Source organism: Microbaculum marinum (assembly GCF_037855135.1).
Classification (GTDB): Bacteria; Pseudomonadota; Alphaproteobacteria; order Rhizobiales; family Tepidamorphaceae; genus Microbaculum; species Microbaculum marinum.
In genome coordinates this window covers 272,730-286,794 of sequence record NZ_JAZHOF010000005.1, presented here as the reverse complement: position 1 = coordinate 286,794, position 14,065 = coordinate 272,730, and the positions used below count along the sequence as shown (strand labels likewise).

General features: G+C 68.4%; 13 protein-coding genes. 4 read left to right on the top strand and 9 right to left on the bottom strand.

Annotated elements, in window-relative coordinates; all coding sequences use genetic code 11:
• Nucleotides 1-3: 3 nt before the first annotated feature.
• Together V3328_RS14075 and V3328_RS14070 are read right to left on the bottom strand one after the other, a co-directional pair.
• Nucleotides 4-1,032 carry a branched-chain amino acid ABC transporter permease gene (locus V3328_RS14075; RefSeq protein WP_340330311.1) on the bottom strand — a complete coding sequence of 343 codons (1,029 nt, stop codon included), beginning with the start codon at nt 1,030-1,032 and terminating at the stop codon, nt 4-6.
• Nucleotides 1,033-1,124: 92 nt separating this feature from the next.
• On the bottom strand, nt 1,125-2,513 hold the full coding sequence (locus V3328_RS14070; protein ID WP_340330310.1) for an ABC transporter substrate-binding protein: 1,389 nt from the start codon (nt 2,511-2,513) through the stop codon (nt 1,125-1,127).
• Between the two features lie 228 nt (nt 2,514-2,741).
• Here V3328_RS14070 and V3328_RS14065 point away from each other — a divergent pair, with 228 nt between their 5' ends.
• The 4 genes from V3328_RS14065 to V3328_RS14050 all read left to right on the top strand — a co-directional run bounded on the left by V3328_RS14065 (nt 2,742) and on the right by V3328_RS14050 (nt 7,738).
• The gene (locus tag V3328_RS14065) at nt 2,742-4,160 is read left to right on the top strand and encodes an XRE family transcriptional regulator (RefSeq protein WP_340330309.1); all 1,419 of its coding nucleotides are present in this window, start codon (nt 2,742-2,744) and stop codon (nt 4,158-4,160) included.
• Nucleotides 4,161-4,422: 262 nt separating this feature from the next.
• Nucleotides 4,423-4,788: a response regulator transcription factor gene (locus V3328_RS14060; protein WP_340330308.1), complete on the top strand. Its 366-nt coding sequence runs from the start codon at nt 4,423-4,425 to the stop codon at nt 4,786-4,788.
• Nucleotides 4,785-5,054: a hypothetical protein gene (locus V3328_RS14055; protein WP_340330307.1), complete on the top strand. Its 270-nt coding sequence runs from the start codon at nt 4,785-4,787 to the stop codon at nt 5,052-5,054. The genes V3328_RS14060 and V3328_RS14055 overlap by 4 nt, the downstream gene beginning before the upstream one ends.
• Entirely contained in the window at nt 5,054-7,738 is a 2,685-nt protein-coding gene (locus V3328_RS14050; RefSeq protein WP_340330306.1) for an ATP-binding protein, read from the top strand. The genes V3328_RS14055 and V3328_RS14050 overlap by 1 nt, the downstream gene beginning before the upstream one ends.
• Before the next feature lie 54 nt (nt 7,739-7,792).
• Here the strand turns inward: V3328_RS14050 and hmuQ are convergent, their stop codons facing one another.
• From hmuQ to V3328_RS14015, 7 genes are read right to left on the bottom strand one after another with little or no spacing between them, the layout of a single operon-like run.
• Nucleotides 7,793-8,122 carry a heme-degrading protein HmuQ gene (gene hmuQ / locus V3328_RS14045; RefSeq protein WP_340330305.1) on the bottom strand — a complete coding sequence of 110 codons (330 nt, stop codon included), beginning with the start codon at nt 8,120-8,122 and terminating at the stop codon, nt 7,793-7,795.
• Between the two features lie 38 nt (nt 8,123-8,160).
• Nucleotides 8,161-9,300, bottom strand: coding sequence for an energy transducer TonB family protein (locus V3328_RS14040; RefSeq protein WP_340330304.1), 1,140 nt, complete (start codon nt 9,298-9,300; stop codon nt 8,161-8,163).
• Nucleotides 9,297-9,731, bottom strand: coding sequence for an ExbD/TolR family protein (locus V3328_RS14035; RefSeq protein ID WP_340330303.1), 435 nt, complete (start codon nt 9,729-9,731; stop codon nt 9,297-9,299). Before V3328_RS14035 ends, V3328_RS14040 begins: the two co-directional genes overlap by 4 nt.
• 10 nt (nt 9,732-9,741) lie before the next feature.
• Nucleotides 9,742-10,131, bottom strand: a complete 390-nt coding sequence (locus tag V3328_RS14030) for a biopolymer transporter ExbD (RefSeq protein WP_340330302.1) — start codon at nt 10,129-10,131, stop codon at nt 9,742-9,744.
• On the bottom strand, nt 10,121-11,104 hold the full coding sequence (locus V3328_RS14025; protein ID WP_340330301.1) for a MotA/TolQ/ExbB proton channel family protein: 984 nt from the start codon (nt 11,102-11,104) through the stop codon (nt 10,121-10,123). Before V3328_RS14025 ends, V3328_RS14030 begins: the two co-directional genes overlap by 11 nt.
• 16 nt (nt 11,105-11,120) lie before the next feature.
• The gene (locus V3328_RS14020; protein ID WP_340330300.1) at nt 11,121-11,699 is read right to left on the bottom strand and encodes a hypothetical protein; all 579 of its coding nucleotides are present in this window, start codon (nt 11,697-11,699) and stop codon (nt 11,121-11,123) included.
• 18 nt (nt 11,700-11,717) lie between these two features.
• Nucleotides 11,718-13,934, bottom strand: coding sequence for a TonB-dependent hemoglobin/transferrin/lactoferrin family receptor (locus V3328_RS14015; RefSeq protein ID WP_340330299.1), 2,217 nt, complete (start codon nt 13,932-13,934; stop codon nt 11,718-11,720).
• Between the last annotated feature and the right edge of the window lie 131 nt (nt 13,935-14,065).

Below are 14,065 nucleotides of genomic sequence, written 5' to 3'. Positions count from 1 at the left end.
GCCCTAGGATTCCATGACGCCCTTGCGGCCCATCAGGCCGCGCGGACGCACCAGCAGCACGACGACTGCGACGAGATAGATGATGATCTGGTCGATGCCCGGGAAGATCGCGTTGACCTCGTTCATCGAGGCGAAGGACTGCAGGATGCCGAGCAGGAAGCCGGCCGCCACCGCGCCGCCGAGCGAGCCCATGCCGCCGACCACGACGACCACGAAGGACAGCACCAGGAAGTCCATGCCCATGTGATAGTCGGGCGGCAGGATCGGCGTGTACATGACGCCGGCCAGCCCAGCGACGATCGCCGCCAGAGCGAACATGACGGTGAAGCGGCGGTCGATGTCGATGCCGAGCAGCCCGACCGTTTCGCGGTCGGCCATGCCGGCGCGCACCACCATGCCGAAGGTCGTCCACTGCAGGAAGGCGAAGACGCCGCCGATGATGGACAGCGAGAAGATCAGGTAGACGAGCCGCCAGACGGGATAGACCACGACGCCGGCGCCGAGGCCGAGCATGGTGCCGAAATCGATCATGCCGCGCATGTCCTGCGGCGCCGGCTGCGGGATGGGATTGGCCCCGAAGAAGTGCTTGATGATCTCCTGCAGGACGATCGCCAGGCCGAAGGTGACGAGGATCTGCTCGGCGTGCGGGCGCTTGTAGAAGAAGCGCACCAGGCCGCGCTCCATGACCAGGCCGAAGACCAGCATCACCGGGATCGCCAGCAGGATCGACAGCGGCACGGAGAAGTCGATCAGCGTTGCCCCGAACTCGCCGAACCAGCTCTCGATATAGGGCGTGCGCACTTCCAGCGGCGTGCCCCAGGCCGTGGTCTGGCTGGGATCGACGACGACCTTCTCCAGCGAGAACAGCTTGTTCAGGGTGACGGCGCAGAAGGCGCCGAGCATGAACAGCGCGCCATGGGCGAAGTTGACCACGCCGAGCGTGCCGAAGATCAGGGTCAGGCCGAGGGCGATAAGCGCATAGGCGCCGCCCTTGTCGAGCCCGTTCAGGAATTGCAGGAGGATCGCGTCCATCGAGACGGCCTTTATCGAGTCGGTCGCCGGCGGTCAGGCGACAGCCGGCCCCCCGCGGGAGGCCGGCCGCCGGTTGCTGTCGCGACGCCGGTTCAGGCGCCGTTGTTGCACTGGCCGAGGTCGCCGCCGGCGAACATCGGATTGTCCGGCTCGTACCAGACCTCCTTGGCGGGGACCTCCTCGACGACCTCGAGCAGGTCGAACTCGTTCTCCGGGGCGTCCTTGCCGCGCACCACGAGCACCGGCTTGAAGCACTGGTGGTCGGCTGCCCGGTAGAGCGTCTCGCCGTTGCCCATGCCGGTAAACTTGAAGCCCTTGTTGGATTCCGAATCGATGCCCTCCAGCGAGTCGTCGCCCTCGAAGGCGGCGACGATGCCGCACGGCTCGAAGGTGCCGGCCCGTTCGGCGGCGTCGGCATAGAGCAGCGCCTGGACGTAGCAGGTCTGGGCGGCCTGGCTGGGCGGCTGGCCGTATTTCTGGCCGAACGACTTGGTGAAGGCTTGGGTGCCCTCGTTCTGCAGCTTCCAGTCCCAGTTGGCCGAGCCGAGGATGCCCTTGACGTTCTCGCCGGCGCCCTGGGCCATCAGCTCCGAGTAGAGCGGCACGACCACCTCGAAGTTCTTGCCGTTGACCTGCTTGTCGCGCAGGCCGAACTGCACCGCCTGGGTCAGCGAGTTGACCATGTCGCGGCCGTAGTGGTTGAGGATCAGCACGTCGGCGCCGGAGTTCAAGACCGGCGTGATGTACTGCGAGAAGTCGCCGGCGCCGAGCGGGGTGCGCACGGTGGCGGCGGTGTTCCAGCCGAGGTTCTCGGTCGCCGCCTTGATCGATTCCTCCTGGGTCCAGCCCCAGGTGTAGTCGGCGGTCAGGTGGTAGGCGGTGCGGTCGGTTCCGTATTCCGACTTCAGCACCGGCGCCAGCGCGGCGGCCGACATGTAGGCGTCGAAGAAATGGCGGAAGCCGTTGGCCCGCTTGTCCTTGCCGGTGGTGTCGTTGGAGTGGGTCAGGCCGGCCATGAAGATGACACCGGCCTCCTGGCACAGCGACTGCACCGCAACCGCGACGCCCGACGACGAGCCGCCGGTGATCATGATCGCGCCGTCCTTCTCGATCATCCGCTTGGCGGAGGCGCGGGCGGCGTCGGATTTGGTCTGCGTGTCGCCGGTCACGAAGGCGACCTTCTTGCCGAGCACGCCGTTGCCCTTGAGGGCGAGCGGCTTCATCGTGTTCAGCATGCCGCCGTCGCCCTCGCCGTTGAGGTGCTCGACGGCGAGCTGGTAGGCGCGCAGCTCGTCGGCACCCTCGTCGGCATACGGGCCGGTCTGCGGCACGTTGAAGCCGAAGGTGACGGTCGAGCCCTTCGGCTCGTTCAGATAGGCGCGGGCGGCGCTGGTGAAGATCGTCGGAAGCGCCAGCCCGGCGCCGACGGCGGCGGTGCTCTTCAGCAGCGTACGCCTGTTGATGTCCTTAAGACCGCTCATTTGGGTCCTCCCTCGACGGTTTGTTGAAAGTCCGTTTGGTCAATGAGTGGTTGCACTCGCATAGGACGCTCGCCTATTTCTGAAAAGAACACAATAAACCTTTGTATAAGAACAAAAATTTTGTAAAATCGGTCTGTTTCGCATATGCAAAATTGAAAAACTTTTACATTGCGGCGCAGCAGGCGCGGCAATATCCGGGCCTCCGGGTCCGGGAACGGGGAGCGCGCGATGGCCACCACGATCGTCGGCCTGAAGATCCGGGAGACGCGCCGGGCGCTCGGCATGTCGCAGTCGGAACTGGCGCGCCGGATGGGTATCTCGCCCGCCTATTTGAACCTGATCGAGTTCTCCAAGCGCCGGATCGGCGGCGGCCTGCTCAAGAAGGCGGCCGACTGCCTCGACCTGCAGCCGACCGACCTCGACGGCGCCGCCGAGCGGCGCCTGGCCGGCGAACTGCACGAGATCGCCGCCGACCCGCAGCTGCGCGACAGCGCCATAGACCCGGAAACGACGGAAGCCTTCATCGGCCGGTTTCCCGACTGGGCCAACGCGCTGACCAGGCTCTACCGCTCCAGCCGGGCCAGCAACGATCTCGCCACCGCGCTGTCCGACCGTCTGACGCACGATCCCTATCTCGGCGACATCGTCCACCAGATGCTGACCCACATCTCGGCGATCCGCTCGACCTCGGAGATCCTTGACGATGTCAAGGACATCGACGCCGGCCAGCGCGACCGCTTCCACCGGACGCTGGCGCGCGAGAGCGGACGCCTGACCGACGTCGCCCAGGCCCTGGCCGACTATTTCGACAAGGCCCACACCGCCCGGCGGTCGGCGACGCCGGTGGAGGAGATCGAGGCCTTCCTGCTGGCCCATGACAACTATTTCGAGCCGCTCGAGACCGCGGTCGAGGACCTGCTGCGGGGAACGGCCCGAGACAGCTTCGATCCGGACGGGGCCGGCCGCGCAGTCCTGGCCGACGCGATAGAGCCGCTTGTCGACGGGTTGATCGAGAGGGGCGGCGGCTCGATCGGCGCCGTCGCGCGACGGCACGTCATCGCGCTGCTGACGACCTACGCTGCGGATGCCGCCCGCCTGCCGGCCATGCCTTTCCTGGAGTCGGCGGTGCGTTGCCGATACGACCTGGAGGCGCTCTGCCAGTCCTGGAACGTCGGGTTCGACCGCGTCTGCCGGCGGCTGACGGCGGTCAGCGGTCAGCTCGACGAGGGGCCGCGACTGGCCTATCTGGCGGCGAACGCGGCGGGACACACGATCGACCGGCGGCCGTCCGTCGACCTGCGCTTTCCGCGCCACGGCGCGGCCTGTCCGCTGTGGGCGATCTACAGGGCCCAGTCGACGCCCGAGGCGGTGGTGCGCCAGCTGGCGCAGTTTCCCGACGGCCAGCGTGTGCTGTTCGTCGCCCGGGCCCGGCGCACCGGCACCCCCGGCTTCAACCGCCCGGTCGACTACGTCACCGACATGCTCGCCGTTCCCGTCGAGGCGGCCGGAAAGGTCGTCTACGGCGACGGCCTCGAAACCGGAGGCCGCGGCAGCGCCGAACCGGTTGGACCCAACTGCCGGATCTGCCCGCGCAGCGAGTGCGCCCACCGCGCGGAGGATCCGCTCGTCGGGCGCCTGCAGAGCTGACGGTCACAGGATGTGCGGCCCAGGGATGTGCGGCCTGGTTCCGACGTCTGCATTCAGCTTGTGCACGTCCGGAAGCTGAACTCGGGACGGGCAGGACGCCAGCAAGGCGGCAATTTTGCGCTCGCATTTCACGGACCGCCCATCGTAGTCTTGACGGCAACACCGTCGGCAGGCGGGACACTCAGGCACCGCCCCGTGCCGGCGCGGCACACCGCTGCGGCGCGCCGGGCCGGGCAAACTCTTTGGGGGGAGATACGGGCCTGTGAGCAGGCACGTGCTGATCGTAGAGGACGAGGAGAACATCGTCGAATCCCTCACGTTTCTGTTGAAGCGGGAGCAGTTCGAGGTGACCTCCGTGCTCGACGGCGCGCGGGCGATCGAAACCCTGCAATCGGGGCGGCCGGACCTGATGATCCTCGACGTCATGCTGCCGGGCGCCGACGGCTTCGACGTGCTGCGGACGATCCGGTCGCGGCCCGAGCTGGAGAACCTGCCGGTGGTGATGCTGACGGCGCGGATGCAGCAGCAGGACCGTCGCCTGGCCGAGGAAATCGGCGTCAACGCCTTCATCACGAAACCGTTTTCCAACGCGGAGGTGGTTTCGGTCGTTAAGTCGCTGCTGTCGTGACCGGTGTCCGCGATTCCGGTCTGCGGCGGCGCAAGTACCGGGACGCCGCCCTCGTCCTGCCCTTTGCGGGCGTGTTCCTGCTGATGCCGCCCTTCATCCGTATCTTCGTCTCGGAAGGCAACGTCGCCGGCATCCCAACGATCATTCTCTACCTGTTCGGCGTGTGGTTCGCGCTGATCCTGTGCGCCTGGCTGCTGGCCCGGCCGCTGCGCGACGTGATGCCCGGAGAGGCCGAGGGGTCCGAACCGGAGATCCAGGAGGGCTGATGCTCTCGGCCAACCTGATTCTCGTCGTCTCCGTTTCCTACGTGGCCCTGCTGTTCGTCGTGGCCTTCGTCGTCGACCGCCGGGCCCAGCGCGGGCGGATCGGCTGGCTCCAGTCGCCGCTGGTCTACACCCTGTCGATCTCCATCTACTGCACCTCCTGGACATTCTACGGCGCGGTCGGCTCCGCCGCGCGCAGCGGCCTGGAATTCGCGACGATCTATCTCGGCCCGACCCTGGTCTTCGTCGGCTGGTGGTGGCTTCTGCGCAAGCTGGTGCGCATCGGCCGGGTGCACCGCATCACCTCGATCGCCGACCTGATCTCGTCGCGGTTCGGCAAGAGCCCGACGCTCGCCGTCTTCGTCACCCTGATCGCGGTGATCGCGACGACGCCCTACATCGCCCTGCAGCTGCAGTCGGTGACGCTGAGCTTCCGTGTCATCACCGGCGACACCGACGGCACCAGCGAGGGCATGACCGCATTCTGGGTCGCCGCCGGCATGGCGCTGTTCACCATCCTGTTCGGCACCCGCAACGTCACCGCCAACGAACGCCATCACGGTGTCGTCGCCGCGATCGCGGTCGAGGCGCTGGTCAAGCTGTTCGCGCTGATCGCCGTCGGGCTTTTTGCCATCTACGGCATCTCCGAGGGCCTCAGCGACGTCTTTACGCGCGTCTCGCCCGAGTTGCTGCACGCCAGCGACGTGTTCGACAGCCGCTGGGTGGCGCTGACCTTCCTGTCGGCCACCGCGATCATCTGCCTGCCGAGGCAGTTCCAGGTGACGGTGGTGGAGAATATCGACGAGAAGCACCTGGCGACCGCCTCGTGGATGTTTCCGCTATACCTGGTGCTGATCTCGATCTTCGTGCTGCCGATAGCGGTGGCGGGCCTCGCGCACCTGCCCGCCGGTTCCAATCCGGACATGTTCGTGCTGACCCTGCCGCTGTCGGCCGGCGAGGGCGGGCTGGCGACGTTCGCCTTCATCGGCGGGTTCTCCTCGGCGACCTCGATGGTGATCGTCGCCGCGATCGCGCTGTCGACGATGGTCTCCAACCACATCGTCATGCCGGTGGCGCTGAAGACCTCCCATTCGGGCCACTACACGAGCGGCGACGTGCGCCGGCTGCTGCTGATCAGCCGGCGCGTCTCGATCGCCGCGATCCTGTTTCTCGGCTTCCTCTACTTCCGCCTCACCGACGGCTCCGACGGTCTGGCCTCGATCGGCCTGATCGCCTTCGCAGGGATCGCGCAGGTGCTGCCCGGCGTCGTGGGCGGGGTGACGTGGCGCGGCGCGACCCGCTACGGGGCGCTGTCCGGCGTCGTCGCCGGGTTCGCTATCTGGGCCTACATGCTGCTCGTGCCGAGCTTCCGGACGGAGTTTGCCGCGATCAGCTTCTTCGTCGAGGCCGGTCCGTGGGGGCTGGCGGCGCTCCGGCCGCAGGCCTTCCTCGGCATCGACATCCCCGATCCGCTCGTCCACGCCCTGTTCTGGAGCCTGGCGGTCAACGTGACGCTGTTCATCGCAGTCTCGCTTGCGACCCGCCCGACCCCGCTGGAACGGCTGCAGGGGGCGTTGTTCGTCGACGTGTTCCGCACCCGCGCCGGCGAGCCGCCCGGCGTCATCCACCGCGCCGCGCCGGCTGAGGACCTGTTCGTGCTGGCGCAGCGCATCCTCGGCTCGGAGCCGGCCCGGATCTTCTTCGAAGACTTCGCCCGCGCCCAGGGCATCCGGGCCGGACTGCCGGTCGTTGACGACGCCTTCATCGCCCGACTGGAACGCGAACTCGGCGGCACGGTCGGCGCGGCCTCGGCGCACGCGATGGTGTCGCAGATTGCCGGCGGCGGCACGATCAGCCTCACCGAGCTGATGAACATCGCCGACGAGACCGCCCAGATCCTCGAATACAGCCAGCAGCTGGCGGAGAAATCGGCCGAACTGGAAAGCACCGCCAGGCAGCTGCGCGAGGCCAACGCCAAGCTGCAGAAGCTTGCCGCCCAGAAGGACGATTTCCTCAGCCAGGTCAGCCACGAGCTGCGCACGCCGATGACCTCGCTGCGCTCGTTCTCGGAGATCCTGCTGGAGACGCCGGACGTGACCAGTGAGCAGGCGCAGCGCTTCCTGGCGATCATCAACCTGGAGTGCCTGCGGCTGACCACGCTGCTCGACGAGATCCTCGACCTGAGCTTCCTGGAGAGCGGCAAGGTCGACTGGAAGCTGGTGCCCGTCGATCCCGAGGCGGCGCTGAACCGGGCGCTCGAATCCATCTCGGTGCTGGCCGCCCGCAACGGCGTGAGGATAGAAGCGGGCGAACGCGAGGCGGACGTGACGGTGATGGCCGATTTCGGCCGGCTCACCCAGGTTTTCCTGAACATCCTCAACAATTCGGTGAAGTACAACACTTCGCGCGCGCCGGTGATCGAGGTGCGCAGCACCTGCCGGGACGGCGACTACGTCGTCTCGATCGGCGACAACGGGCCGGGAATCGCCGAGACCGACAACGAGACGATCTTCTCCAAGTTCGGACGCGGCAGCGGCCGCCAGGAAGCCGGCTCGAGCGGTCTCGGCCTGCCGATCAGCCGCGAGATCCTGCGCAAGTTCAACGGCGACGTCCTGCTGCGGACGGACGCGGGGCCGGGCGCCCATTTCGAGATCCGCATCCCGGCGACCTCGCGCCTCGCCGCCTGACGGCTCCGGTACGTCCGGGGCGCCGGCGGCGAGGCAGGCGCGGCGTGGCCTCCCTCAGGCGGCGGCTTCGGTGGTGGTCAGCTTGAGCACCGACTCGAAACCCTCGAATTCGGGATGGCCGAGATAGAGCGGCTTGTTGGCGCCGGCGTTCTTGTGGGCGAGGCGGAAGGCGTCCGACTTCGTCCAGTTCTCGAAATCGCCGCGGCTGCGCCACACCGTGTGCGAGGAGTACAGGGTGTGGTCGTCGCGGTCGGGACCCTTGAGCAGGTGGAACTCGACGAAGCCCGGCACCTCGTTGAGATGGCTGTCGCGCGAGCGCCATACGGTCTCGAAATCGGCCTCCGACCCCTTGGCGACCTTGAAGCGGTTCATTGCGATAAACATCGGTTTTCTCCTCGTTCGGTTTGGGAAGCGGGTCCGGCTCAGCGGGGCTGGAACCGGATCGGCACGGTGAAGGTCATGGACGACTTGCCGATCGCCGAAGGGATCGGGGGAAACGGCGCAGCCCGGCTGACCATCGCCACCACCTCCTGGTCGAACGGGCCGACGCCGGAACTGCGCGACAGGCGGGCGCCGCGGACGCGGCCGTCGGCGCCGATGGTGAAGGTGATGGTCGCGGTGCCGGTCTGGCCGCGCTCGGTGCCGGCGGGATATCGCTTGTGGCGCTGCAGGTGCGAGGCGACCTTGCCGGCATACGATGTGATCAGCTGCCGGCCCGAAGAGGCCGACCGGCTGCCGGTGCTGCCGGCCTGCTCGCCGGCGGGCGCCGAGGCGGTGCGGGTGCTGCTGGCGCTCGGCGCAGGGTTGGTTGATTTCGGGGCCGCCTGCGGGGCGGGCTTGGCGGGTGCTGGCTTGCTGACCGCCGGCTTCGGCGGCGCGGTGACCCGAGGCACGTCAGCCGGTCGCAGCGGCGGCACCGGGATCGTGACATCGGTCGCGGTGACCGCCTCGATCCCGGTTGTCGCTTCGACCGCCGCGGCCTCGGAGACCGGAGTCAGCGCGGCGACGCGCGTTTCCTCGACCGGTTCGCTCTCCTGCGGCGACGGCGCCGGGGCGGCGACAGCGATGCCGCCCTCCCAGGCAGGCGTCGATGGCTGGTCCGCCTCGCTCGGCGTCTCGGTCGACGCCGTCACCTCGGTCGCCTCGGTGGTATCCGGCGCGACGGCCTCCTGCGGCGCAGCGTCGACGGCCTCGGCGGCGTCCACGGTTCGGGCGGTATCGGGCCGGGCGGGGGCGACGTCCTCACGCGCCTCGGCCTGCTCGACCGGTTCGGCCAGCTCGACGGGGTCCGCGTCGGTCGGCTCGACGGGCTCGGCCATGTCGGTCGGCTCGGTCTCCTCGACGGGCTCTGTCGCCTCGACCGGGCTGGCGGCCGACGCGGCGGCCTGGGTCGGGTCGACCGTGTCGGCGATCGTCTCGACCGGCATGCCCCATACCGCGCCGGGCTGGCCCGACGAGCCCTCCAGCGAAATATCCGGCGTCGACCAGGCGAAGGCCAGCACCGCACCGTGCAGCACGATCGCCAGCGCCCCGGCGACGATCCACTGGACAGGCCCGATCACGATCCGCTCCCGGTGTCGCCGCTTCGGGCATTGCCGGCGCGCAGCGTGATCAGCCGCACCGACTCCACCCCGGCGCCGGCGAGCGCGCCGAGGACCGGGGCGAGCTCGGGAGCGGGAAGGGCGCGGTCGACCACCACCGGCAGCGGGCCGTCGGCGTCATCCCGCGGCACCGCGGTGACAGCGGCGGCCAGGCTGTCGATGTCGAGGGCGGCGCCGCGATAGGAGATGTAGCCGCCCGACGAGACGTAGAGCGCGTCGGCGGGCGCCCGCGTGACCGGGCTCTTCTCGGTCTCCGGATAGGCCACCGAGATATCCGGCTTCGGTGCGATGGTGCCGACGATCAGGAAGAAGATCAGCAGCAGGAAGACGATGTTGATCAGCGGGACGATGCCGTCGTCGGCGGGTCGTCGGGCGCGTTCGGCGAGTCGCATGATCCGTGCCTCACCTGACCAGGATCACGTCGCCGGCAGCCGCCGCGCGGGCCAGCTCGAGCGCCGAGACGATGTCCTGCGCGGTGGCCCGCGACGTCGGCCGCAGCAGGATGCGCTGGGAGCGGGCGTCGCCGCTGCCGCGCAGCACCTCGGCGAGCGTCCCGGGCTCAACGGCGCTGCCGTTGACGAACAGGCTGCCCTCGGCGTCGACGCTGAGCAGGATGGTGTCGAGCGACGTTTCGGCGGCGGGCCTGCCGGACCCGCCGAGGCCGACCTCGATCACCGAGAAGCGCGAGAAGGTCGAGGCGAGCATGAAGAACAGCAGCAGCAGGAAGACGACGTCGACCAGCGCGGTCAGGCTCGTCGTGCGCCGGATCCGTATCGCCCGGTCAATGCGCATGGGCCGGCTCGCTGCGGGCCGCCGCGCCCGCGAAGTCCCTCAGGCTGACCGGCTCCGGCAGGACGCGGCCCGCACCGGCGTGCGGAGGATGGGTCAGCACCTGCGTCGCCAGCCGCTCGATGCGGCGGCGCTCCTTCTCGACCCGGCCGTCGAACCAGTGCAGTGCCAGGGCAGTCGGAATGGCAACCGCAAGGCCGACCGCGGTGGTCATCAGCGCCACCCAGATGCCGCCGGCAAGCCCGGCCGGGTCGACGTCGCCGCCGCTCGCCTCGAGCACCTTGAAGGCGTCGATCATGCCGAGCACGGTGCCGAGCAGGCCGAGCAGCGGCGCGGCCTGGGCGATCGCCTCGAGCGCCCGCAGATAGGAGCGCAGCGACGCGACGGTTTCCTCCGCGCCCTGCTCGATCTCCTCGCGCGCATAGGTCTCGCTGTCGCCGGCGACGAGACGGGTCATGGCCCGCGAAACGAGCGCGGCGACCGGGCCCGGCACGTTCGCGGCGCGGTCTGCGGAGACGGCGTCCGGCTCGGAGCACCACCGCCGGACCGCATCCTCCAGTCGGCGCCGGCCGACGCCGAAGCGGGCGAACTGCCACAGCTTCACCAGCGCGATCGTCAGCGCCACCACGGACAGTACGAGCAGCAGGGCGACGATCGGGCCGCCGAGATCGACGAGCTGGTCCAGCCCGGACACGCCGGCGTCGAGCAGGCCCCCATCGTCGGCGGTGGCGGGCTGGGTGCCGACGGTCGGATCGCCGGTTGCGTCCATGCCGGGCACCGCGGTGGCGGCATCCGGCACCGACGAGTCCCCGGCGGTCGCCGAACCGGGCAGAACCCCGGTGGCATCCGGGCCGGGCGGAGCGGCGTCGGAAACGGACGGATCGGGTGCCCCCGACACCGGCGCGTCGGATCCGGCAGATGCATCCGGCGCGGCCGGGCCCGACGGCGCGGCCGCCTGCGCGACTTGCTGCTCCATAGTCTCCTCCTACTCCTTACTCGGCTTTCGGTGCGGCGTCGCCCGCCTCTTCGCCGGTAGCCGTGTCGCCGTCGGGGGACAGCGTGGAAACGAATGGCACGTCGGCCCTGCTCTGCGTCCTGATCGCGGCAAGGCAACTGCCGGGGGACAGGCCCTCGCCTGCGCAGTCGGTGACGTCGTTGAGGAGCACGCGGCCGATGGCGCCACACGCGGTGTCGCCGATCTCGAACTGCTGCACGCGGGTCTTGGCGACCGGCAGCGGCCGGGCCTTGAACAGGAGGAAACGGTCGACGCGCCCGTCGGTGTCGAACAGAACGACCTCGAGCGCCAGCGCCTCGACGGAGACCGGCAGCCCGTTGGTCAGCACGTAGCTCAGCCGACAGCCGCCCTGGACGTCCTCGAGCCGGTTCAGCTCGATGGTGACTGTCTCGGAGGTGGCGGCCGCCGGACCGCACCCGGCCAGGAGGAGAAGGGCGGCCGTCGCCAACCCGGCGGCCGAAAGCGGGCGCCACAACGATTTCCACAGCCCGACGAGTGAATCCGAGTCCCCCGACACCGGATCGGTCCGCCGCGTAACTGGCCGTGCAATCGTCATGGCGCCTCGCATTCCTGTCTACTGCTTCACGACAATCTGCTCTTCGACGAGCGGCTCTTCCACGAGGCCGAAGCGCAGCGTTGCGGCGAACTTGGCGTTGAAGCCCTGTTCGAAGAGGTCGGATCCGGCGGCGACGTTGAGGTAGTTGCCGTAGTTGACGTCGAAGAGGTTCTCCAGCCTGACGTCGAAGCGCAGGTTCTCGTTGGCCTCCCAGGAGGCGAACAGATTGACCAGCGTGTAGCCGTCGACGATCGTCGGGATGTAGGCCGCCGTCGGCGTGAAGCTCAGGCTGTGGTAGGGCATGACCTTCTGCACCTCGCCGCCGAACACCAGCGACTCGTCGAGCATGCGGAAGCCGAGCCGGCCGGTGACCTGATTCGGCGGGATCGTGTAGAGCGGCGTCGACGGGAAGGTCGACAGGTCCTGGCCCTGGATCGAGGCGGCTTGCAGCCCGGCGAACAGCCAGCCGGTGTCGTAGACGGCCTCGAACTCGAAGCCCTGGATCTCGACCTGGTCGATGTTCTGGTACTGCGCGCAGATCGGGATCGACCACGGCAGCGGGATGAACGGGCAGCCGCTGCCCGGCGTGAACGGCGACAGGTATTCCAGCCCGATGTAGTCGTCGACGTCGTTGTGGAACCAGGCCGCCTTCATGCGCACCCCGTCGCCTTGCGAGAGGATGTTGTCGCGCTTGAAGTTCAGGCCGATTTCCCACGTCTTGGCCGTTTCCGGAACGAGGTTCGGGTTGGGCAAGAAGGGGAAGGCCACGCCGGCGGGATGCAGGCCGGTCATCAGCGTCTCGATGATGCTCGGCGAGCGGTAGCCTTCCGCGTAGGAGCCGTAGAACTGGACGCCGTACAGGAAGGATTCCTCGAACGGCTTGACGCCGACCGACAGGCGCGGCGAGACGCGGTCGGATGAGGTGTCGACGCCGTTGCCGGTGAGCGAATAGCCGTCGTAGCGCAGGGCGCCGATGATCTCGAGCCAGTTCGAATAGTTGATCTGGTCCTGGATGTAGGCGCCGTAGGCGACCCGCACGCCGCTCGGGTTGTAGACCGAGGCGCCGCCGAGCGGGTCATAGGTCTCGGCGTTGTCGCGGAACCAGTCGCCGCCGACGGTCATCACGTGCTGGAAGGCGCCGGTCTCGAAGGTCGACGAGTTCCAAAGGTCGAAGCCGCCGGTGCCAAGCGTGAATTCGCGGACGCTTCCCGCGGGCACGAAGACCGGCATGCCGGTCGTCGGATTGAAGCGGGTCGAGCTGACCAGCGCGGTCTGCGACTGGTCGGTGTCGACGTAGTAGCCGCTCGCGGTGAAGTCGATCCACTGGTTCTCGATCGGCGCATAGGTGTACTTGCCGGTGAACGTGTTCTCCTGCAGCGTCACGTCCTGGACGGTGCCGGCCTCGTACCAGTCGTCGCGGTTGCCGATCCAGCCGAGCGTGATCTCCTGGTCGTCGGTCGGACGGTACTGGGCCTTGGCGAGGCCGCCGAGGACGTCGTAGCTGGAGAACGGAACCACGTTGCCGTCGCCGTCGGTGTAGTCGTCGGCGGTGCGGTAGACCACGTTGCCGATGACATCGAACTGATCGCTGAAGCGGGCCGCGCCGGTGGCCGCCGCCGTCCAGCCGTCGCCGTTGGTCTCGTAGCGGCCCTTGATCTGGCCGGCCATTCTCTCGTCGGGCTTCAGGAAGTCCGAGGCCGACTTGGTCTCGAACACCACGACGCCGCCGATCGCGCCCGAGCCGTAGAGGTTGGAGACCGGCCCGCGCACGACGGTGACCTCCTCGATCATCTCAGACTCGATCCACACCGTCGAACTGGCGCCGTGGTCGTTGCGCTGGAAGTTGTTGCGCGCGCCGTCGAGGATCACCGCGACGCGGCCGAAGTCCTGAAGGCCGCGGATGTTGAAGCTGCCGCCGACGTGGCTGGCGTCCTGCGAGACGCCGACCTCGACGTTCGGCATGCCGAAGAAGATGTCCTGGATGTTGGTGGGCTGCAGGATCTGCAGTTCGGACTGGGTCACCACGCTGACCGAGGCGAGGGCGTCGACGGCCTCCTGCTCGGTCTTCGAGGGGACCACGGTGATCTCCTGCAGGTAGATGTTGGTGACGTCGACCTCTAGCTGGCCGGCCTGCCACTGGTCCTGCGCGTCCTGGGCCCGCGCCGTGCCGGTGAGGCCGATGGCGGGTGCTATGGCGCAAATGGCCGTCGTCGCCAGCATGGCGGTTCGAAGCAATCTGGGTGTCGTGCGTTGGATTGTCATTGGGCCCCCGATCATGGCTTGCGGAAGCGTCTTCCCCGGGAAAGCCCCTGGAAGGCGCGGCTAGCTACTGGACCGGAGGGCCGTTGGCTTGCTTGTGGTTGATG